At 68.3% G+C, this 20,933-nt stretch carries 19 protein-coding genes; 14 read left to right on the top strand and 5 right to left on the bottom strand.

The window, feature by feature from the left end:
• Positions 1-35: 35 nt before the first annotated feature.
• The 3 genes from JFC09_RS13095 (at position 36) to JFC09_RS13105 (ending at position 1,566) form a co-directional block, all read left to right on the top strand.
• Positions 36-602: an amino-acid N-acetyltransferase gene (locus JFC09_RS13095; RefSeq protein ID WP_198394473.1), complete on the top strand. Its 567-nt coding sequence runs from the start codon at positions 36-38 to the stop codon at positions 600-602.
• A 146-nt stretch (positions 603-748) separates the two neighbouring features.
• Entirely contained in the window at positions 749-1,261 is a 513-nt protein-coding gene (locus tag JFC09_RS13100) for a hypothetical protein (protein ID WP_198394474.1), read from the top strand.
• Entirely contained in the window at positions 1,258-1,566 is a 309-nt protein-coding gene (locus JFC09_RS13105) for a winged helix-turn-helix domain-containing protein (RefSeq protein ID WP_198394475.1), read from the top strand. Before JFC09_RS13100 ends, JFC09_RS13105 begins: the two co-directional genes overlap by 4 nt.
• 16 nt (positions 1,567-1,582) lie before the next feature.
• Here JFC09_RS13105 and udk read toward each other — a convergent pair whose 3' ends face one another.
• Positions 1,583-2,191, bottom strand: coding sequence for a uridine kinase (gene udk, locus JFC09_RS13110; RefSeq protein ID WP_198394476.1), 609 nt, complete (start codon positions 2,189-2,191; stop codon positions 1,583-1,585).
• Positions 2,192-2,381: 190 nt separating this feature from the next.
• Positions 2,382-3,461 carry an A/G-specific adenine glycosylase gene (locus JFC09_RS13115; protein ID WP_198394477.1) on the bottom strand — a complete coding sequence of 360 codons (1,080 nt, stop codon included), beginning with the start codon at positions 3,459-3,461 and terminating at the stop codon, positions 2,382-2,384.
• 37 nt (positions 3,462-3,498) lie between these two features.
• Between JFC09_RS13115 and JFC09_RS13120 the strand changes: the two genes are divergently transcribed.
• Positions 3,499-4,347: a hypothetical protein gene (locus JFC09_RS13120; protein WP_198394478.1), complete on the top strand. Its 849-nt coding sequence runs from the start codon at positions 3,499-3,501 to the stop codon at positions 4,345-4,347.
• A 12-nt stretch (positions 4,348-4,359) separates the two neighbouring features.
• Here the strand turns inward: JFC09_RS13120 and radA are convergent, their stop codons facing one another.
• A complete protein-coding gene (radA, locus tag JFC09_RS13125; protein WP_198394479.1) occupies positions 4,360-5,733 on the bottom strand; it encodes a DNA repair protein RadA in 1,374 nt (457 codons plus the stop codon).
• 135 nt (positions 5,734-5,868) lie between these two features.
• Positions 5,869-6,408 (bottom strand): DUF4916 domain-containing protein, encoded by a 540-nt coding sequence (locus JFC09_RS13130; protein ID WP_198394480.1) that lies wholly within the window; start codon positions 6,406-6,408, stop codon positions 5,869-5,871.
• Positions 6,409-6,718: 310 nt separating this feature from the next.
• Between JFC09_RS13130 and JFC09_RS13135 the strand changes: the two genes are divergently transcribed.
• The 9 genes from JFC09_RS13135 (at position 6,719) to JFC09_RS13175 (ending at position 18,120) form a co-directional block, all read left to right on the top strand.
• Positions 6,719-8,215 carry an MmgE/PrpD family protein gene (locus tag JFC09_RS13135; protein WP_232483562.1) on the top strand — a complete coding sequence of 499 codons (1,497 nt, stop codon included), beginning with the start codon at positions 6,719-6,721 and terminating at the stop codon, positions 8,213-8,215.
• Complete coding sequence (gene prpB, locus JFC09_RS13140) at positions 8,215-9,120, top strand: methylisocitrate lyase (protein WP_198394481.1); 906 nt, start codon at positions 8,215-8,217, stop codon at positions 9,118-9,120. The genes JFC09_RS13135 and prpB overlap by 1 nt, the downstream gene beginning before the upstream one ends.
• On the top strand, positions 9,117-10,238 hold the full coding sequence (locus tag JFC09_RS13145; protein ID WP_198394482.1) for a bifunctional 2-methylcitrate synthase/citrate synthase: 1,122 nt from the start codon (positions 9,117-9,119) through the stop codon (positions 10,236-10,238). The genes prpB and JFC09_RS13145 overlap by 4 nt, the downstream gene beginning before the upstream one ends.
• 218 nt (positions 10,239-10,456) lie before the next feature.
• Positions 10,457-11,248, top strand: a complete 792-nt coding sequence (locus JFC09_RS13150) for an enoyl-CoA hydratase/isomerase family protein (RefSeq protein ID WP_198394483.1) — start codon at positions 10,457-10,459, stop codon at positions 11,246-11,248.
• Positions 11,249-11,808: 560 nt separating this feature from the next.
• On the top strand, positions 11,809-14,157 hold the full coding sequence (locus tag JFC09_RS13155; RefSeq protein ID WP_198394484.1) for an HNH endonuclease signature motif containing protein: 2,349 nt from the start codon (positions 11,809-11,811) through the stop codon (positions 14,155-14,157).
• A gap of 257 nt (positions 14,158-14,414) precedes the next feature.
• Positions 14,415-15,587, top strand: a complete 1,173-nt coding sequence (locus JFC09_RS13160) for a Ppx/GppA phosphatase family protein (protein ID WP_456298516.1) — start codon at positions 14,415-14,417, stop codon at positions 15,585-15,587.
• Between the two features lie 3 nt (positions 15,588-15,590).
• Positions 15,591-16,499, top strand: a complete 909-nt coding sequence (locus JFC09_RS13165; protein WP_198394486.1) for a sugar phosphate isomerase/epimerase family protein — start codon at positions 15,591-15,593, stop codon at positions 16,497-16,499.
• 72 nt (positions 16,500-16,571) lie between these two features.
• A complete protein-coding gene (proC, locus tag JFC09_RS13170) occupies positions 16,572-17,396 on the top strand; it encodes a pyrroline-5-carboxylate reductase (protein ID WP_198394487.1) in 825 nt (274 codons plus the stop codon).
• 82 nt (positions 17,397-17,478) lie between these two features.
• Positions 17,479-18,120 (top strand): potassium channel family protein, encoded by a 642-nt coding sequence (locus tag JFC09_RS13175; RefSeq protein WP_198394562.1) that lies wholly within the window; start codon positions 17,479-17,481, stop codon positions 18,118-18,120.
• A gap of 89 nt (positions 18,121-18,209) precedes the next feature.
• Here JFC09_RS13175 and JFC09_RS13180 read toward each other — a convergent pair whose 3' ends face one another.
• Positions 18,210-19,616 (bottom strand): TrkH family potassium uptake protein, encoded by a 1,407-nt coding sequence (locus JFC09_RS13180; RefSeq protein ID WP_198394488.1) that lies wholly within the window; start codon positions 19,614-19,616, stop codon positions 18,210-18,212.
• Between the two features lie 62 nt (positions 19,617-19,678).
• On the opposite strand from JFC09_RS13180, the gene JFC09_RS13185 reads away from it, so the two are divergent.
• Positions 19,679-20,881 (top strand): acetoin utilization protein AcuC, encoded by a 1,203-nt coding sequence (locus JFC09_RS13185; RefSeq protein ID WP_198394489.1) that lies wholly within the window; start codon positions 19,679-19,681, stop codon positions 20,879-20,881.
• Positions 20,882-20,933 lie beyond the last annotated feature (52 nt).

Raw genomic sequence — 20,933 nt, forward strand, 5'->3', positions numbered from 1 at the left:
TGAGCGATGCTGCGCCGACGGTGTTGAATGGTGGGATGACGAGTGCAGAAGAGCGCGCGAACGACCAGTACCGTGCTTACCCACTGGGTGACGGGCTGATCCTGCGGAGGGCGCGGGCGGCCGACGTCCCACGGATCGTGGAGCTCGTCGCCCCCATGGTCGAAGCCCGGATCCTGGTGCCGAAGCAGCAGGTGGACTACTACGAATCGATCCACGAATTCTGGTTGGTCCTCGACGTTCACGACGACGGCTCGGAGACGCTTGCCGGGTGCGCCGCATGCCACCTGATCTGGGCAGATGTCGCAGAGGCGAGGACGATCGCCACCAGCGCCACCTACCGGGGGCGTGGGATCGGGCGCACGCTCGTCGAGCAGGTGCTGGCGGACGCCCGGGCCCTGGGGGCGAAGCGCGTCTTCTGCCTCACGTTCGAGACGGATTTCTTCGGTTCGTTGGGCTTCGAGGTGATCGACGGGACGCCGGTCGCGCCCGAGGTGTACGTGGAGCTGCTGCATTCGCGCGATGAGGGCACCGCGGAGTTCCTCGACCTGGCGCGGGTCAAGCCGAACACCCTGGGCAATTCGCGGATGCTGCGCACGCTCTGACGAAGTTGGTTCTCCGAAAGTACTTTCCATTACAGAAAGTATGTGCTTGACTGGATAGATCGGGACCTCCCCGGGAAGTACCGATCGATGAAGCCGCGACTCTCACAGAGGGCTGCGGGAGGACCAGGAAGCGAAGGAGCAGTCCGATGACAGATCGATCAGACCCCAACGAAGAGCGGCAGCCTCCGACACCTGACCAGGCGCGTCAGCTGCTCGCGGACGCCGAGCGGGTGGGTCGTCGCACGGTCGACGCCGTTCCGGCACCCCTCATCACCTACGCGATCCTCTGTGTCCTGGGCACGATGTCGACCCTGGGCATCCACCTGGCGGCGCGTGTCATCACGGACACTTCGTTCAATGCACCGCTCGTCGTCGTGATCGCGTCCATGGCGTGGGTGTTCGTCGCGATCCTCGTCCCGTTCCTCTTCCGCCGCCCCTTCCGCCGTGGTCTGGCAGTGCGGTGGTACGTGTACATGGGAGTGTGGGCGGCGCTCTGGGCCGCCGGCATGTTCTTGGGCGTAGAGGTGGCTGGGCTGTTCATCGCTCCCGCGTTCCTCGTCATCTTCATGATCGCGGTGACGACGGAGGCCAGGCACGCGAAGGCGGACCGCACCGCAGAGGTGGGGCAGGCTCCGACGGCAGCGGGCGGGACGCGATGAGCACGCCCCGACATCCGCGCTTCGCACTGGACACGTCGTTGGCCCACCCTGTCCGCTTCTCCCTCGTCGCGGCGCTCGCCACCGTGGAGAGCATGGTGTTCGCGGATCTGCGCGATGAGCTCGAGGTGAGCGACTCCGTCCTCTCGAAGCAGATCGCGGAATTGGAGAAGGCGGGCTTCGTGAAGGCGACCAAGGGTTTCGTCGGCAAGCGTCCGCGGACCACGCTGTCGCTCACGGCGGACGGGCTGCGTCGATGGAGGAACCACCTCGAGGCGCTGCGGAGGATCGCGGAGCCGCAGAAGTAGGCAGATGGAGCTGTCGTCAGATCTCGCGGCTGATGCGGTGGATGATCATGTCGAGGGCGACGAGGTTGTAGCCGCCGTCCGGGATGATGAGGTCGGCCTTCCGCTTCGAGGGCTCCACATAGAGTTCGTGCATCGGCTTGACCGTCTCGAGGTACTGGGCTTCGACGGACTCGAGCGAACGGCCCCGTTCCACCACGTCGCGCCGGATGCGGCGGAGGATCCTCACGTCGGCGTCCGTATCGACGTAGAGCCGGATGTCGAGCAGCTCGCAGAGCTTCGGCTCCGCGAGGAGCAGGATGCCTTCGACGATGAGGACCGGTGTGGGGTCGATCGTGAGCGTCTCGTCCGACCGGTTGTGGTCGGTGAAGTTGTACAGCGGGCTGTCGATCGCGGTGCCGGCCTTGAGGGTGCGGATGTGGTCGTGGAGAAGGTCGATGTCGAACGCTTCAGGCGCGTCGAAGTTCGTGGCGGCCCGCTCATCGAACGTCTTGCCGACATGCGCCTTGTAGTAGTTGTCCATGAAGAGGACTGTCGAATTGTTCCCGAAGCGCTCCAGCAGCGAACGGGTCAGCGTCGTCTTCCCGCTGCCCGTGCCACCGGCCACGCCCACTGCGATCGCTCCCACACCCGACCCTTCCGCCGTGCCCGCTCGTCGCGGAATCTGCTGCTGCGCGGAGTCGCTTCCGGGCCCGCGCCGACCCAGCGCACCATCTTAGGTGAGTCCGCAGCCCGTCGGCGTCCGGGGAGGCGCTGGATAGACCGTCAGCAGTGGACACGCGGGGCTTCGACCGTGAGGGACGCGCAGCTGTTCGGCCTCAGGGGAGGCGCAGACCGTTCTCGGTGCTGACGGCGAGGCCGTCGCGCACGAGGTCGTCCGCCAGCCGGGCCGTCCGCTCACCGCCCGCGTCCAGCTCCCGCACGGCGGACACGGCCGTCTGCAGAGGTGCGGGCAGTGCGGAAAGGGCGTCGGCCTCGGCGGCGGTGAGGTGCGCAGTCGGCGCGGTGAGGAACCGCAGCGGGACGGGAGCGGAGCCGTAGGCGGTGCGCACGACCCTCATGATCGCGCCGCGCAGCTGACGGTCGGTGCCCGCCCACGCCTGGGTGCGACGGGCGACCGTCGGGTCCGACGGTTTGCCGGCGGCCACCCAGGCACAGTGCTCGAGCAGGGGGCAGGCGGCGCAGTCCGGGTTCCGCGCGGTGCAGACGAGTGCCCCCAGCTCCATCGTCCCGGCGTTCCAGACGACGTGCTCGCGGTCGGGAACGAGCGCGGACGCCCACCGGCGCTCTGCGGCGGTCAGGGACGCGGGACGGTGCTCCACCCCGGCGAAGACACGCCCCAGGACGCGGCGGACGTTCACATCGAGGACCACTGCATGCCTGCCGTACGCGAAGCTCGTGACCGCCGCTGCGGTGTAGGCGCCCACACCGGGCAGCGTCCGCAGGGTCGCCTCGTCGTCCGGCACGATGCTGTCGTGGCGCTCCACGATCGCCGCAGCCGTCTCCTGGAGCCTCAGCGCACGCCGAGGATAGCCCAGGGAATCCCATGCGATGAGCACGTCCGATGCCGGTGCCGCGGCGAGATCCGCCGGGGTGGGCCACCGCTCCATCCAGTCGCTCCACCGGGGAAGGACCCGGGAGACGGGGGTCTGCTGGCTCATCACCTCGCAGACGAGGATCGACCACGCGGACGCCTCCGGGTCACGCCAGGGGAGCGGCCGCGCGTTCTCCTGGAACCAGTCGACGACGAGTCGGTGGACCGTTGCCGCGTGATCCGGGGAGATATGGGGCAGCCCGGCCGCAGGCTGAGGCTCCGCGCGCCGGTTCGGCTGCGCGGCCGAGCCGCCGCCCGATCCGTCCGCTGCGGGAGTGACCTCTGTCGTACGGCGGTGTGTCATCCGGACCTTCCTGCGAAGTCGCCCTAGGCTCGAGTCGATGAGCAGCTCCGGTCGAGGCCCGCGCACGGGTCGTCCCAGCCGCCCGTCCGGGAAGTCTACGGGTTCTCGGGGGGCGCCCCGTTCGTATGCCCGCGGGCGCAAAGACGTCCGTGGCCAGAAGGGCCCGTCCGACGCCCGGCGGCAGATGTACCGGCGTCGTCGTGCCACGGTGGCGATCCTCGCGATCATCGCCGCGGCAGTCCTCACCGTGGGTGTCGTCCTCGCTGTGCAGGCGGTGCAGGGGATCCGCGACGACCTGTCGGCACCTGCCCCTGTCGTGGACACGCCCGATCCCACCGCACCCGGACCGGAAGGCGACGCGGCATCCGGAGCTTGCCCCTCCGACACCACGCGTGTCGCGGCGTCGACGGACGAGGACGAGTACGAGGAGGGCGAGGAGCCGGTCCTCAGCATCGAGGTGACGAACGGCCACACCGCGGACTGCCTCATCGACGTGGGGGAGTCGCGGCAGGAGTTCCTCATCGAGCACGACGGTGACACCGTGTGGTCCTCCCGCTACTGCGGGCCTGCGGACGATGAAGGCGACGATGAGGGGGCGGAGAAGAATCTGCTCGTGTTCCCGGCACAGTCGTCGAAGAAGGCGTCACTCACATGGCCGCGCGTCCCCGTCGATGACTCGTGCAAGCAGACCGATGATGCCTTCCCGTCAGGCGAGTACGAACTCGTCGTGAAGCTGGGGGAGGCGGAGAGCGAACCCGTTCCCTTCACCCTCGCGTCGGATCCGGCTGAGGACGGCACAGCTGACGCGGATGCCGAGGACAGCGGAGACGCGAACGGCGAGGGTGGAAACGGCGAGCACGGAGAAGGCGAGGACGGAGACGGCTGACGACCTCTCGGTCTACCCGTCCCCCTTCCCTGCGATCTCCGGCAGTGCTGTCAGTACAGCCTCCACGACGTTCTCGCATTCGGCGACCCGCATGCCTTCGGGCACGGTCACGTTGTGGAGTGCGCCGCGGGCGACGATCGCGTTCGTCACTCCCTGACGTGAGGCTTCCGACAGGCGCTGTCCCAGTCCCGGGACCTGTCGGATCTCACCGGACAGGCTGATCTCCCCGATCGCGACGAGTCGCGAGTAGAGGGCGCTGCCGTGGACGGCGGAGGCGATCGACAGTGCGAGAGCCAGGTCGCAGGCGGGTTCGGTCACCCTCATGCCGCCGACGGTCGCAGCGAAGACGTCCTTGTCCGAGCTCGAGGCGACCTTCCCCAGGACCGCGAGGATCATGGCGATGCGGTTCGCGTCGAGTCCGCTCACGGTCCTGCGGGGGTGGCCATTCATCGGTGCGACGAGGGACTGGACCTCGATGAGCATCGGCCGCCTGCCTTCGAGCGCGACGGTCAGGCAGGACCCGGGCGCACGAGTCGCCGATCGTGTGAGGAAGAGCCCCGACGGGTCCGGGAGGCTCTCGATCCCGGATTCCGTCATGTCGAAGCAGCCCACTTCGTCGGTGGGGCCGTACCGGTTCTTCACCGCACGGAGCATCCGCAGCCGCGAGTGGCGTTCGCCTTCGAACGAGCAGACGACGTCGACGAGGTGCTCGAGAGTGCGTGGGCCGGCGACCGTGCCATCCTTCGTCACATGGCCCACGAGCACGGTGGGGATCGCATGGTCCTTCGCGGTGCGGATGATCGCGGCGGCGACCTCTCGCACCTGTGCGACGCCACCGGGCGCGCCGTCGACCTCCGCAGAGGCGAGTGTCTGCACGGAGTCGATGATGAGGAGGTCAGGCTCGACCTGGTCGATGGTGCCCAGCACCACCCCCAGGTCCGTCTCCGCAGTGAGGTAGAGGGTGTCGCAGAGCGCGTCGACGCGCTCCGCACGCAGGCGGACCTGCGCCGCCGATTCCTCCCCGGTGACGTAGAGGACGGTCGTGCCCTGTCGTGCCGTCCATGAGGCGACTTCGAGCAGCAGAGTCGACTTGCCGACGCCTGGTTCACCCGCGAGCAGGACGACCGCACCAGGCACCAGCCCGCCGCCGAGCACCCGGTCGAACTCCGGGATGTGCGTCGACCGCGCCTGCGCGAGTGTCCGGTCGACTTGTGTGATGGGGGTGGCGCCGCCGTCACGAGCGGGCTTCGCCTGGGTGCGGACCGTTCGCTGTGCCGGTGCGGACTCCTCGATCGTCCCCCACTCGCGGCATTGGGGGCAGCGGCCCAGCCACTTCGCGGTCGAATGACCGCACGCACTGCACAGATACTGCATCGTCGACACCATGATCCGAGTCTTCCATGAGCCACGGACACGGACGGCGCCTCCGCGTCAGCGAAGGATCGTCACTGCCGGAGCCGGCCCGAGACCAGAGCCGGCCCCAGGCCAGAACAGGCCTCAGGGAAGGGGACGGCCTCAGGGTCAGGGCAGGATGCCCAGGTGGGCGAGTCCGGCCCGGACGATGTGCTGCTGGCCATGGCGCATCTCCGCAGCGATGTCGTCGCTGACTGCTTCCTGCGGGGTCAGCCAGTCGATGCTCAGCGCGTCGCCGCGAGGGCTGCAGTCGCCGATCACCGGCAGCACGTAGCAGAGCGCCACAGCGTGCTGTCGGGGATCGTAGTAGGGGGATACCGCCTCCGTCGGGAAGTACTCCGCTACGTGGTAGGGCGTGAGCGACAGGGGCACGGTGGGAAGCGCGAGGGGGCCCAGGTCGTTCTCCGCGTGGCGCAGCAGAGCCGCTCTGATCGATTCGTGGAACTTCACGCGGCCGCCGACGATCTCTCGGCCCAGAGCGCCGGTGTCGAGGGTGCGGAGCAGGAGGCCGATGCGCTCGACCTCCCCGTCGTCGCCCCGCCGCACGGGCAGACCGTGGACGTACGTGACCGGGAGTCGCCGACGGATGTGAGCGAGCTCCTCCGGGTCCAGCCAGTTGTCATCGAAGTCGAGGGCAGTGCGCGTCATGCGTCCAATGTAGCGGCGAAGACGGGCCCGAGGGGAGTACGCGTGAGTATTATCCGACGGATCCGGGGAAGCGCCTGTTTTCGCCGGTGCTTCCGCACTGCTCTCGCCGCACAGAGCGGTGACAAGACGCGCCGGAGAGTTGAGAAGTACCCTCGAAGTGAAGTATCTTGATGTCGAGATATGTGGTGCGATGCGGCCCGCTGGCGAATCCCTACCCGAGAATCCCTGTGGACGGTCGTCACCCCGCCTGCGCGATGCGAAAAAATCCGGATCGCCGGAGCGGTCAGCGCTCAAAACGAAGGAGAGCCAGTTGATCAACCACGAAGTCCGCACATACAAGAGCTCGGAGAACCTCGCACGTGAGGACCAGCTCGCCTGGAAGATCGCAGAAGTCGCTTCCGATGACGTCGCGATCGACGCGGATGTCCAGGACATGGTCATCAACCGCATCATCGACAACGCGGCAGTTGCCGCCGCATCCGTCCGCCGCGGTGCGCCGACGCACTCGCGTGAGCAGGCTCAGGGTCACCCCATGAAGCCCGGTTCGACGGTCTTCGGCCTCTCCTCGGACGAGACGATCTCGCCGGAGTGGGCGGCCTGGGCCAATGGCGTCGCGGTCCGTGAACTCGACTTCCACGACACGTTCCTCGCGAAGGACTACTCGCACCCCGGTGACAACATCCCGGCGATCCTCGCAGTCGCCCAGCACAAGGGCATCGGCGGCAAGGATGTCATCCGCAGCATCGCGACCGGCTACGAGATCCAGGTCGACCTCGTGAAGGGCATCTGCCTGCACGAGCACAAGATCGACCACGTCGCGCACCTCGGCCCGTCGGCCGCTGCGGCCCTCGGCACGCTCCTGCACCTGCCCACGGAGGTCACGTACCAGGCCGTCCAGCAGGCGCTGCACGTGACGACCGCGACCCGCCAGTCGCGCAAGGGCGAGATCTCCACCTGGAAGGCGCACGCTCCTGCGTTCGCCGGCAAGATGGCCGTCGAGGCCGTCGACCGTGCGATGCGCGGCGAAGGTGCACCTTCGCCCATCTACGAAGGCGAAGACGGCTTCATCGCCTGGATCCTGTCCGGCCCGGAGGCCCGCTACACAGTCCCGCTGCCGGGCAAGGGCGAGGCCAAGCGCGCCATCATGGACACCTACACGAAGGAGCACTCCGCCGAATACCAGGCGCAGGCGCTCATCGACCTGGCCCGCCGCATGGGCAAGCAGATCGAAGACTTCTCGAAGATCCGCAAGGTGACCATCCACACGTCGCACCACACCCACTACGTCATCGGAACGGGCGCCAACGATCCGCAGAAGATGGATCCGAAGGCTTCGCGCGAAACGCTCGACCACTCGATCATGTACATGTTCGCGGTGGCTCTGCAGGATCAGACCTGGCACCACGAGAAGTCCTACGCGCCGGAGCGTGCGGGTCGTCCCGACACCGTCGAGCTCTGGCACAAGGTCGTCACGACCGAGGATCCGGAGTGGACGCGCCGCTACCACTCGACCGATCCGGACGAGCTGGCATTCGGCGGTCGTGTGGAGATCGAGTTCGAGGACGGCTCCACACTGGTCGACGAGATCGCTGTGGCGGATGCGCACCCGCACGGCGCGCGTCCCTTCGTCCGCGAGAACTACGTCAACAAGTTCCGCACCCTGGCGGACGGCATCGTCTCCGAGCAGGAGCAGGGCCGGTTCCTCGACCTTGCGCAGAACCTCGAGAACCTGAGCGGCGACGACATCCGCGCACTCAACTTCGTCGTGGAGGGCCTGGAGCACTCCGGATCGAAGGGCATCTTCTGATGCTGGGCGCCACGACGACTGCCGCTGAGAGGCGGACACGCTTCCGCGAGCTGCTGAACGGCAGCGAGATCGTGCAGTTCCCCGGCGCGATCAACCCACTCAACGCGATGCTCATCGAGCAGGCGGGTTTCGAAGGCGTCTACATCTCCGGCGGCGCGTTCTCGGCCGCGCAGGGTCTGCCCGACATCGGGCTCACGACCCTGACGGAGGTCGTCGACCACGGGCGGAACATCGCCCGTGTGACGAACCTGCCGACGTTCATCGATGCGGACACCGGATGGGGTGAGGCGATGAACGTCGCCCGCACCGTCCAGGAGTTCGAGGATGCCGGGCTGTCCGGCCTCCACCTCGAGGACCAGGTCAACCCGAAGCGGTGCGGCCACCTCGACGGCAAGGAGGTCGTGACGACGGCGGAGATGGTCAAGCGCATCTCTGCCGCCGCCAAGGGCCGGCGCGACGACAACTTCGTCATCTGCGCCCGCACGGATTCCCGTGCGGGCGAGGGGCTGGGTGCCGCGATCGATCGGGCGAAGGCGTACGCCGACGCCGGAGCGGACATGATCTTCCCGGAGGCTATGCGCGACCTGGGAGAGTTCGAGACCTTCGCGAACGCCCTGGACGTGCCGATCCTCGCGAACATGACGGAGTTCGGGAAGAGCGAGCTGTTCACCACATCCCAGCTGGCGGACGCGGGTGTCCGTGTCGTCATCTACCCTGTCACCACACTGCGGTTGGCGATGGGAGCCATCACGGACGGCCTCAAGGCCATCCGTTCGGAGGGCACCCAGGCATCGGTGGTGGATCGCATGCAGACGCGTGCCGATCTCTACGAGACCGTCGATTACGAGGCATACAACTCGTTCGACTCGGCTGTCTTCAACTTCTCTCAGGAGGGACACCAGTGACCGAACAGGACATCAAGAAGGGGCTGGCGGGCGTCGTCGTCGACACCACCGCCGTCTCCAAGGTCGTGCAGGAGACCAATTCGCTCACGTACCGGGGCTACCCGGTGCAGGAGCTCGCGGCGAACTGCACGTTCGAGGAGGTCGCCTACCTCATCTGGAACGGTGAGCTGCCGAACCAGGAGCAGCTGCAGGAGTTCACCGCGCGTGAGCGGTCGCAGCGTGCGGTCTCGCAGGAGCTGGTCGACATCATCCTCGGACTGCCGAAGGACACGCACCCCATGCACGTCGTGCAGACGGCGGTCGCGTACCTGGGCGCTGTGGATCCGGAGGCGGAGGAGGAAGGTGAGGAGGCGAACCGTCGCAAGGCGGAGCGTCTCTACGCCCAGCTCCCGACGATCGTCGCGGTCGACCACCGTCGCCGGCACGGGCTCGACCCGATCGCGCCCACGTCCGACCTCGGCTATGCCGCGAACTTCTTCAAGATGGTCTTCGACGAGGTGCCGGAAGACGAAGTCGTCCGCTGCTTCGACGTCTCGATGATCCTCTACGCGGAACACTCGTTCAACGCCTCGACGTTCACGGGTCGTGTCATCACCTCGACGACGTCGGACATGTATTCGGCGGTCGCCGGTGCGGTGGGCGCACTCAAGGGTGCGCTGCACGGCGGTGCGAACGAAGCGGTCATGGCGATGCTCGAAGAGGTCGGCACAGCCGACAAGGTGGGCCCGTGGATCGACAAGGCGCTCGCCAACAAAGAGAAGATCATGGGCTTCGGCCACCGTGTGTACAAGAACGGCGATTCGCGCGTGCCGACGATGCGCAAGGCGTTCGAAGACATGGTGCGCGCCAAGGGTGCGGACGATCTGCTCGCCCTCTACAACGCGTTCGAAGAGGACTTCGTGGGTCGGAAGGGGATCTATCCCAACCTCGACTACCCGTCGGGTCCGGCCTACCACCTCATGGGCTTCGACACCCCGCAGTTCACCCCGATCTTCGTGATGAGCCGGATCACGGGCTGGACCGCACACATCATGGAGCAGCAGGCCTCGAACGCGCTCATCCGTCCGCTGAGCGCATACGACGGCCCCGACCAGCGCGAGGTCCCGACCGACCGCTGACGGTCCCCCGTCGCAGAGTGGGCCCGCGCCCGAGGCCGTGGTCGGCACCCGCCGGACCGCACCTCGGGAACGGGTCGCTCCCGCTTCTGTCATGACCCGCCACGGCTGGGGCACCGCGAAGGTGTCCCGGCCGTGCGGCGTTGAAGAGGCTGTCTTCCGCCGGCCCACCCTGATCGCCGCATCACGTCCAGACCACCCCGATCCGTGAGGAGAACCCTGTGAACTCTGAGAGCCCCGCCACTCCCATCCCACTTGTGGACGGCTTCCGCTACGACCTGGACGGTTCCGTCGCGACTCTGACGATCGACCGGCCGGAGAAGCTCGGTGCGCTGTCCCGGGAGATGTGGTTCGCGCTGCCGGCGATCGTGGATGCGATCGATGCGGCGCCGGATGTGGCGGCGCTCATCCTGCGCGGCACCGACGGGAACTTCTCCGCCGGTTCGGACATCGGGGACCTCAACGTGCCGCTCGCGGACTTCTGGGCGATGAACGCGGCGGCGGAGGACGCGCTCGCCTCCGTCGACGTCCCCACCATCGCGGCGATCGAGGGTGTCTGTGTGGGTGGCGGCACGGAGCTGGCTGCCGCGTGCGACGTGCGCATCGCTGCTCCGGGTGCGAGGTTCGGGATCACTGCCGCGAAGCTCGGCCTCGTCTACCCTCCGGGACCCACACGGCGGTTCGCCGACGCGGTGGGGGAGTCGTGGGCGCGCTACCTGCTGCTCACCGGCAACCTCATCGACACGGGCCGTGCGGATTCGCTCGGGTTCCTCCACGAAGTCACTGACGACCCGTTCTCCGCCGCGAAGCGGACCGCAGAGCGCATCGCCTCACGGTCCGCGTTCACCCAGACGGGCCTGCTGCGGATCCTCCGCGGCGAAGAACTGGACCCGGCGGGATGGCTGGGCGACGTCTACCCGGTGGAGCTGGGTGAGGGCCAGCGAGCGTTCTTCGAGAAGGAGGCCCCGCAGTTCGGCTTCCGGCGCCAGGAATGGAAGGACAGTCAGGGCTGAAGGAGCCGAGATAGCCGAAAGAACCCTCAGGGGACCGAACCGTCAGAGCTGGCTGATCCGTCAGGCCGGGAAGAGCTGATGAGCACGGTCGGGGCCCGAACGGGGGCGGCACCCGGGGGATCGACTCCGACCGAGGGGTCGTGTCCGACGAGCAGAAGGGCCGGGGCTTTCGCCCCGGCCCTTCTGCGTGTCCTGGGGACGAGGGGGAGGCTCCGCGCGTGGGGGAGGGAGCGGCGGCTCTGTGCGGAGTGGACAGCGGTTTCCCTTCTGACGGGCGCACCGCACGTCTCACAGGGAACTCCCATACATACTCGAAAGTACGAATGTAGAATAGAACGTACAGCGGTGATGCTGAGGCTATCGGGTCCTGTCGGTGCGAGGGTGCACGGATGACGGCTTCGGTGCATGCGCAGATGCGGGGGTGAGGCGACGTGACTGCGATGAACGGTGACCAAGACCGAGATCAAGGCCAAGGCCAAGGCCAAGACCATGACGGCGACGCGGACAGGCGGTGCCTGCGCCCTCGACGCGGTACCCGCGCTCACCGTGACTACGTCGCCGTGCGCAAGCAGGCTGCCGCGGAGAGTCTGACGCTGATCGGGAATCGGCATGTCGACACCGTGGAGCTGGTGAACGGCGAAGACGTCTACGGGCATCTCATCAGGGGCGGGTCCGAACTGACCGGGACCAGTGCGGGACGCCTTGCTCATTTCGAGCGTCAGCCGGGCGAAGTGCCGGCGGGCGAAGGGTGGCGAATGGTCGATCCAGCGCTCACCCATGTGCCGTACGCGACGCTCACCGGGTCGATCGACGCCTTCGGACTCTCCGCACGGATGCGGGAAGCGGCCCATGCGCTGGACCGTCTCTCCGCAGTGCACATGGTTGCGGTCGCAGAGACCGCGCTCGCCTCGATCGGGAAATCCGACGACCCGGACACGATCGACGACGTGCTGTGCTCACACGGGTTCTACTCCGCCCGCGAACAGGTGGCGCGGGTCGTCCCGCACGGTGTCGTCCAGGCGGCTGCAGTCGACGGTGATCTCACGCGGAACCAGGCGATCCGCAGGGTGTGTGAAGCGGTCGTCGCATATGTGGGGCTCTCGAACTGCTTGCGGGCCGTGCTCACCGGGGCGCTGAGTGCCGCGAAGATCGGGGTCATCCTGCGCCACTCGCGGGGGCTCCGGCTGCATGACGTGCGCTGGCTGGATCGCACTGTGGGTCGGCTGAATCCCGACATGCCGGTGGAGACGTTCGCCCGGGAGGTCGGTCGGATGGTGGAGCTGTGTGCGCCGCCTGCCACGCGGGCCAAGACGGTGATGGACATGCGGTGCGTGTCCTATGAGCGCCTGGGCAATGGCATGGCGTGTGTCGTCCTCGAAGGCCCGATCACCGTCCTCGAACCGTACATGCGTCGAGTCGATGCGACTGCCCGCGCGATCCACTCCGCGAACCTGAGCGGCCTGGTCGTGAAGGACCACTTCGGGCGTCCCGTGGACCCCGCGCAGGTGCGGATCACGGACACCCGCAGCCTCGAGCAGATCCGGTTCGACCTCATCGCGCTCGCCGCACCTGGGGGTCGAGTGTGGGGGACCGGCGACGAGGACGACGGGCGGATGCCGCTGCCCGCGGACGCTTCGCCTCCCGCGGGAGCGTCGACCTCCGCGAGCGCGTCTTCTTCGGCTGCTGCCTCCCGGGGCCTGAACGGTCCTCCCTCGGGTCCGAACACGGCGACCTCCGGACCCGTCATCACGGTGGAACGGCGACGGATGTCGAGGCCCAGCCCGGTGCGCGGTGAGTCGGTCGAATGCGATGTAGTCGTCGACATTCCCCTGCAGGGTCCGGGTGTGCGGCCCGGGACGATCACTGACGGCACGATCAGAACAGACCGACAGGCGTTGGCGCCCGGCGCGTGGCGGAACCCGCTTCACCCGCCGCAGCCCGCACCCCCTGGCGCTCTCCACTACGCGGACGACTGGACCCGAACGGCCAGCGCGCCGTCCGCCCGGCACGAGCCCGCGGGTGGCGATCCGCCGAACAGCGACCCTCTTGACGACGCCACCAGGGAGGCCGACAGGGGTGCGCCCAGCGACTCCACCGGGGACACTCCTGACGAACCCGCCGGGGGTGCTTCCGACGAACCCACGAGAGACCCTCTCGAATACTTCACGGTGACGTGCCCGACCGAAGGTGAGTGGCTCGCTGCACAGGCGCGCGTCTCCCTCACCGTGCCGGTCCTCACCTGCGCCGATGCTGACAGTGACTTGCCGTCCGACCTCGAGGGCCCGGTCCCTGTGCCTGCAGAGATGGCGCGGCGCATCGTCTCCGCGCAGTCGATCGTCTACCGCCTGCTCACCGACCCCGCCAGCGGCGAAGTGCTCCCTGAAGTGGCCACCACGTACCGCGTCCCAGCCGGGATGCGTCGGACAGTCGAAGAACGATCGAAGCGATGCATGGTCCCCGGGTGCCTGCGACCGGCAGCACGAGCCCAGATGGACCATATCGAACCGTTCAACCACGCCTCACCCGCGGACGGGGGACTCACGGTGGTGACGAACCTCCACCCACTGTGCGTGTTCCACCACCAGGAGAAGACCGCAGGGATCATCTCCGTCGAGGTCGACGACGAGGGCGTCGAGAACTGGTCGTTCCCGCTGGGACGGGAGGCGATCGCCGTCCTGGAGCCGAACTTCACCGACGCCGAGGCCGCAGAACGGCTGCTGGAGAAACTCACCGAACCACCGCCCACCGACAAAGGAGTTCGGTCAGGAGAGGGGGGGAGCTCCTCCCGCCGACGCGGGAGAGGGGTCCGACGCGTCGGCAGAGGGTTCCGACGGGTCGGCAGAGGGTTCCGACGGGTCGGCGGATGCTTCGACGGAATCGGGTGCTCCGCCGAAGAGCGCCAGCGGTGAGGAAACGGCAGGCGACACTGAAGGCTTCGACGAAGGAGCCCCACCGTTCTGAAGCGGTGCCATCTTCCCGCAGCGGCGTCACCGTTCCGCATCGACGCCACCGTTCCGACGCAGTGGGGCACGGAGCCGAACGAGGGCTACTGAGCACCGGATCCCACGTAGTACGTCCTCAGTCAGCACCGCCCCACCCACTACACGTCGGCACGGATTTCGCACCGACGTGTGGGGTCGAGACTCGGAGCGTTACGATGGCTGGCGTGCGACTCGCAGTGTTAGACATCGGTTCGAACAGCGTCCACCTCCTGGTGGTGGACGCTCACGTCGGTGCGCCGCCCTTGCCGGCCACCTCTCACAAGGAGGTCCTGCGGCTCGCGGAATACCTCAAGGACGACGGGTCCATATCGACTTACGGGCAGAACCGACTCGTCGAGTTCGTGGCCGCGTCGATCGACATCGCAGAAGACCAGGGATCCGAACAGATCCTCGCGTTTGCGACCTCGGCGATCAGATCCGCGCCCAACGGCGACGAGACGATCGACCGGATCCGGCAGGAGACCGGTGTCGCGCTCAACGTCATGAGCGGCGAAGACGAAGCCCGGGTCACCTTCCTGGCGGTCCGACGCTGGTTCGGCTGGTCGGCCGGCAGCATCCTCCTCATGGACATCGGCGGAGGATCACTCGAACTGGCGTCCGGCCGGGACGAGTACCCGGACGCGGCCGTGTCGCTCCCGCTCGGCGCCGGACGCATGCACCGCGACTTCCTCCACGCGGACATGCCGTCCTCCGGCGACGTCGACAGCCTCCGCAAATACGCGCGGCACACCATCGGCCGCATCGCAGGTGAGATCAACCGGGTGGGGAAACCCGACCGCATGGTCGGCTCGTCGAAGACATTCCGCTCACTTGCGCGTATCGGCGGCGCGGCCCCCAGCGGCGCCGGGATGTTCGTTCCCCGCGAACTGAAGCGCAAGGACATGTCGGGGATCATCGACGAGCTCGTGTCCCGGACTCCCGCCCAGCGGGAAGCCCTGCCGGGAGTCTCCGCAGCCCGGTCAGGCCAGGTCCTCGCCGGTGCGTTCGTCGCGGAGGCGGCGATGACGATCTTCGACGTGTCGTCCCTGCACATCTCTCCGTGGGCGCTGCGTGAGGGGATCATCATGCGCCAGCTGGACCTCCTCGACTCCTCCGAGGTCCTCTCGCCCACACGCCGCCGCATCGGCGCCCTCCCCAAGCCCGCCCTCACCATCCCGTCGAACGGCGGTGCCCAGGCGGAAGCCGCGGCTAAGGCCGCGGCCGCCGCCCCGGATGCAGACTCGACCGCGCCGCCGGCGCCGGTCACGTCGGAACCGACACCGACCACGACCACGACACCGCCCACGACCACGACACCGCCCACGACACCGACTTCAGCCCCGACGGCGGGGAAGTGAACGATGGCTGAGAAGAAGCGGCTGCCGCTCACCAGCCCCAATTCCGCCCGGGCGAAGGCCAAGCGTCAGCGTGAGGAGCTCGCTCGCAGCCCTGTGTACGAACCGAAGGCCGACTACCGGTCCGCCCATGAGATCCGCATCGGCCTGTCGACGTCCTCCGTCTACCCGATGACCGTGCGCGAATGCTTCGAGACCGCCGCGCGTCTGGGATACGACGGGGTGGAGGTCATGATCACCAACAACGAGGAGACCCAGGACCCGGGTCTCATGTCGCGGTTCGCCCGAGCGACCGGGCTGCCGGTCCTGTCGGTGCACGCGCCGACCCTGCTCCTCATGCCGCGCGTCATGCACCGCGACCACTGGGAGAAGCTGCGGCGCACTGCGGAGCTCGCGAAGGAGGCGGGAGCCCGTACGGTCGTGCTGCACCCGCCGTTCCGCTGGCAGGGCGACTACGCGAAGAACTTCGTCGAGGGCGTGCGGGCGATGTCGGAGGAGACCGGCGTGACCCTCGCGGTGGAGAACATGTACCCGTGGCGCGCCGGCGTGCGCGAGGTGCTCGTCTACTCGCCGCACTGGGATCTGCTGGGCCAGGACTACGACGCGGTGACGTTCGACTTCTCCCACGCGTCGACGGCGGGAACCGACGCGCTCGAGGCGGTCCGCACCCTGTTCCCCGCGCTGCGGCACGTCCACCTCACCGACGGGATGGGGACACTCACCGACGAGCATCTGGTCCCCGGCCGAGGCCGCATGCCCGTCGCGGAGACGCTGCAGTACCTCGCGAAGCACGACTGGTCGGGGGACGTCGTCGTCGAGGTGAATACCCGCTTCACGGCCCGTCGTTCCACGCGGGACGCGATGCTCACCGAATCGCTCGAGTTCGCGCGCCGCCACTTGGGACTCGATTCGTAGGAAGCGCGGATTCGCATGGGACGCGTCGATTCGCAGTAGGAGCTGCGTACCTGCGGTAGTAGCCTCTGTCCCATGCGGATTGCTTTCATCGGTACAGGGAACATGGGCGGTGCACTCCTCGAGGGTGTCCTCGCCGCAGGGCAGGCCCCGGAGGACGTGCACGCGACGACCCGGTCCGGGGCCTCGGCCAGCGCACTCCGGTCACGACTGGGAGTCCAGACGACCGCGCTGGATGCGGACCCCCGGGCCAACCGGACGGCCGTCGACGGTGCCGGAGCGGTGTTCCTGGGTGTGAAGCCGTGGATGCTCGCGGACACGGCCGCCGACATCGGCCCCGCTCTGCCCGATGACGCCGCGATCGTGTCGATGGCCGCCGGGGTGGATCTCGCGACCCTCACTCACCATTTCCCGCACCGTCCTGTCGTCCGGATCATGCCGAACACACCGTCCTCGGTGGGCTACGGTGTCATCGCTCTGGCCTCCGCGCCTGAGGCCCCGGCCGCCGTCGTCGACCACCTCACCTCCCTGCTCGCAGGGGCGGGACTCGTGGTCCCGGTCGGTGAAGAGGACATGCCGACGATGATCGGCGCCTCGGCGTCCGGGGTGGCGTTCTTCTTCCTCCTCGCCGAGCACATGGTGGAGGCGGCCGTCGCACAGGGACTCGACGAGGACACGGCACGCAGAGCGGTCGCAGCGACGGCGGAGGGAGCGGGACGGCTCCTCGCGGACACCCCCGACCCGGCGGCGCTGCGCGGAGCGGTGACGAGTGCCGGTGGGACGACGGCGGCGGGGATCGGTTCGTTCGAGGCGGACGGGTTCGCGGACGTCGTGGCGCGCGCCGTGCGGGCCGCGGGCGACCGGTCGCTGGAGATGGAGGCGGAGAACCGTGCCGGCTGACAAGCAGCCGGGCCGTCGCGGCGACAAGCGGACCGACCGCAAGGCGCAGCGGAAGAGCGACCGCAGGACCGGTGCCTCCGGGGTGCTCGTCGTGGGGCTGGGCCGCTTCGGTTCGGCCACCGCCCGCTCGCTCATGCGGATGGGCCGGGAAGTCATGGCGATCGAGAAGAACCCGGAGCTCGTCCAGGAATGGTCCTCGAAGCTCACGTACGTCGTCGAAGCGGACACGACGCACCTGGACACGCTGCGGCAGGTGGGTGCCGGGGAGTTCTCCACGGCGGTCGTCGGCATCGGCTCGTCGATCGAGGCGAGCGTGCTGACGACGGCGAACCTCATCGACCTGGGCGTCGACCAGATCTGGGCGAAGGCGATCTCCGACGCGCACGGCAAGATCCTGCGCCGCATCGGGGCGGAGCACGTGCTCTACCCGGAGACCGAGGCCGGGGACCGCGTCGCCCACCTCATGAGCTCGCGGATGCTCGACTACATCGATTTCGACGACGGCCACTTCGCGGTCGTGAAGATGCGGCCCCCGGAGTCCGTCAAGGGCCTCACCCTCGCCCAGGCGAGGATCCGCGACACGTTCGGCGTCACCGTCGTCGGGATCAAACCCCCTGGGAAGGAATTCACCTACGCGGACATGGACACCCGGATGGGTCGGCAGGACGTGCTCATCGTCGCCGGACACGTCGATCGCCTGAGCGCCTTCGCCGCCCAGCCGTGAGCCTGCCCTGTCCGCGTGAGCCTGCCCTGTCCGTGTGGGGAGCCGTGGGGGCCCGTGAGGCCGCGGGGCTGCGCCGGTGAAGCGGAGTCTCAGCCGACGATCGGCCGTTCCTCCGCGTACCGGTACATGCGGGTCTGCGTCCGCTGGGACAGTGCGGAGGCCAGGGTGATCGTGCCCAGCCGGCCCACCAGCATGAGGGCGCTGAGGACGTAGAGGCCTTCGTCGGGAGCCCGCTCCGTCACCCCGACGCTGAACCCGCACGTGGCGAACGCGCTGATGACTTCGAAGAGGACGAAGTCCAGCGGTTCGTCCGTCACCGACAGCATGACCATCGTGCCGACGGACACGATGGTGGCGCCCACCAGCAGGACGGACACCGCGAGCCGGATGCTGCTGGGTGCGATCCGCCGGCGGAAGGCCGTCGTATCCGTGAGTCCCCGGGCCTCGGCGAGTGCGGCGAGCCCCAGCACCGCGAGCGTCGTCACCTTGATCCCGCCCGCGGTCGAACCGGACCCGCCGCCCACGAACATGAGCATGTCGAGCAGCACGTGGCTCGTCTGCGACATGTCCGCGATGTCCATGATCGCGAAGCCGCCGGACCGGGACACGACGGACAGGAAGAGCGCCTCACCGGCGGTGGCGAACCAGCCCTTGTCGCCCAGCGTGCGGGGGTTGCCCGCCTCGAAGAGGAGGAGCAGCAGCCAGCCGCCCGCGACCAGGAGCGCCGAGGTCGTGAGGGTGAGCTTCGTGTGGAGGTCCCATGCGCGGGGGGTGCGCCAGAAGACGCTCATGACGAAGACGACGGGGAAGCCCAGCGCCCCGACGAACACGGCCGCGCCGATGACCGCCATGATCCACGGGTCGTCCGCGAAGGCCTCCATCCCTCCCGGGTGGACCGTGAAGCCCGCATTGTTGAACGAGGACACGGAGTAGAACACGGAGTGCCACACGGCGGTCCAGAACTCCTCCCCGCGCAGCAGGAACCGGGGGAGGAGCAGGGTGGCGACGACGACCTCGGCGACGATCATCGTGAGCAGCACGACCTTGAGCAGGGAGCCCACGTGCCCCAGCTGGGAAGCGCCCGTCGCCTGCGCGGCGAGGAGGCGCTGGCGGACGCCCAGCCGCTTCGACATGGCCATGCCCAGCAGCGACGCGGCGGTGAGGATGCCGAGCCCGCCCACCTGGATCGCGACCGTGATGATGCTGATCCCGAACGCGGACCAGTGCTGCTCCGTCACGACGGAGCTGAGTCCGGTCACGCAGACGGCGGACACCGCGACCAGGACGGCGTCCGCGACCGAGGCCGCCCCCGTGTCCGCGAGCGCCGCCGGCAGCGACAGGAGGGCCGCGCAGCAGGCGGCGACGAGGACGAACCCGATCATCGCGGTGCGGGCGGGCGAGGAGAGGACGAGTGAGTCGACGACATCGCGCAGGTGACGACGGCCGCCCGCCTGATCTGCGCCGCCCGACGAGCCGGCACCACCCCTGGTTTCCATTCCACACATGTTACGGCCGGGTCCGGGCGAACGGACCGTATCCGGAGGGTTACAGTGTGGGCATGGAACGCCGTGATCTCGATCTCTTCGTCACGTGGGACGAGACCTTCACCGATTATGACTTCGGTCCCAGCCACCCCATGCACCCGGTGCGGCTGGACCTCACAGCGAAGCTCGCGACGGACTTCGGGCTCTTCGACCACCCGCGCATCACCGTGTCCGCGGTGGGCGGGGTCGACGACGACGAACTCGCGAAGGTCCACACCAAGGACTACATCGCGGCGGTCAAGAAGGCGCAGGAGACCTCGGCACTGGACGACGACTTCCAGCGCGAGTGGGGGATCGGCACGGAGGACGTGCCCCGGTTCGACAAGATCCACGAAGCGTCGGGCCGGATCTTCCAGGCCGGCGTCGAAGCAGCGCGCGCGGTGGCCGGCGGAGGCTACGACCGCGCCGTGAACTTCTGCGGCGGCATGCACCACGCGATGAGCAACCGCGCGTCCGGCTTCTGCGTGTACAACGACCTCGCCGCGACGATCAGCACGCTGCTGGACAGCGGGTACAGGCGTGTCGCCTACATCGACTTCGACGCGCACCACGGCGACGGGGTCGAGAGGATCTACTGGGACGACCCGCGTGTCCTCACCGTGTCGGTCCACGAGAACGGGCGCTTTCTGTTCCCCGGCACCGGTTTCGCGAACGACATCGGGGGGATGCAGGCCGCCGCCTCCGCCGTCAACGTCGCACTGCCCCCGCGCGCGGACGACGCGGACTGGCTGCGGGCGGTCGACGCAGTCGTGCCCCACGTGCTGCGCGAATTCGACCCCCAGATCCTCGTCACCCAGCACGGCTGCGACGGGCACCGCGCCGACCCGCTCACCCACCTGCGCTTCAGCGTCGACGGGATGCGGGAGACCGCACTGCTGGCCCGGTCGCTGTCGGAGGAGCTCACCGACGGCAAGTGGATCGCGACCGGCGGCGGCGGGTACTCGATCCTCGAAGTGGTGCCGCGGGCCTGGACACAGCTCGTCGCGATCGCGGCCGGGGCGGACATCGCCCCGGGGACGGACACCCCGGAGCGGTGGCGGAAGTACGCCGAATCGATCGTCGGCCGCGAGGCACCCACCATCATGACGGACGGCTACGACGGAACCTTCGTCCCCTGGAAGAACGGATACGACCCGCAGACGGACCTGGACCGGGCGGTCATGGCGACGAGGAAGTCGATCTTCCCGTTCTTCGGCCTCGACGCGTACTACGACTGATGCCGCGCGCCGCGCGCCGCGAACAGCCGCGCGCCCGCAGTGTGATGGCGCT

This window comes from Brevibacterium yomogidense (assembly GCF_016107685.1).
In the GTDB taxonomy this organism is placed as follows: Bacteria; Actinomycetota; Actinomycetes; order Actinomycetales; family Brevibacteriaceae; genus Brevibacterium; species Brevibacterium yomogidense.

Excerpts from the sequence above, each read along its gene's own strand:
- JFC09_RS13095 (WP_198394473.1), top strand. The coding sequence starts at position 36 with ATGACGAGTGCAGAAGAGCGCGCGAACGACCAGTACCGTGCTTACCCA.
- JFC09_RS13100 (WP_198394474.1), top strand. The coding sequence starts at position 749 with ATGACAGATCGATCAGACCCCAACGAAGAGCGGCAGCCTCCGACACCT.
- JFC09_RS13105 (WP_198394475.1), top strand. The coding sequence starts at position 1,258 with ATGAGCACGCCCCGACATCCGCGCTTCGCACTGGACACGTCGTTGGCC.
- JFC09_RS13115 (WP_198394477.1), bottom strand. The coding sequence starts at position 3,461 with ATGACACACCGCCGTACGACAGAGGTCACTCCCGCAGCGGACGGATCG.
- JFC09_RS13120 (WP_198394478.1), top strand. The coding sequence starts at position 3,499 with ATGAGCAGCTCCGGTCGAGGCCCGCGCACGGGTCGTCCCAGCCGCCCG.
- radA (WP_198394479.1), bottom strand. The coding sequence starts at position 5,733 with ATGGTGTCGACGATGCAGTATCTGTGCAGTGCGTGCGGTCATTCGACC.
- JFC09_RS13130 (WP_198394480.1), bottom strand. The coding sequence starts at position 6,408 with ATGACGCGCACTGCCCTCGACTTCGATGACAACTGGCTGGACCCGGAG.
- prpB (WP_198394481.1), top strand. The coding sequence starts at position 8,215 with ATGCTGGGCGCCACGACGACTGCCGCTGAGAGGCGGACACGCTTCCGC.
- JFC09_RS13165 (WP_198394486.1), top strand. The coding sequence starts at position 15,591 with ATGGCTGAGAAGAAGCGGCTGCCGCTCACCAGCCCCAATTCCGCCCGG.
- proC (WP_198394487.1), top strand. The coding sequence starts at position 16,572 with ATGCGGATTGCTTTCATCGGTACAGGGAACATGGGCGGTGCACTCCTC.
- JFC09_RS13180 (WP_198394488.1), bottom strand. The coding sequence starts at position 19,616 with ATGGAAACCAGGGGTGGTGCCGGCTCGTCGGGCGGCGCAGATCAGGCG.
- JFC09_RS13185 (WP_198394489.1), top strand. The coding sequence starts at position 19,679 with ATGGAACGCCGTGATCTCGATCTCTTCGTCACGTGGGACGAGACCTTC.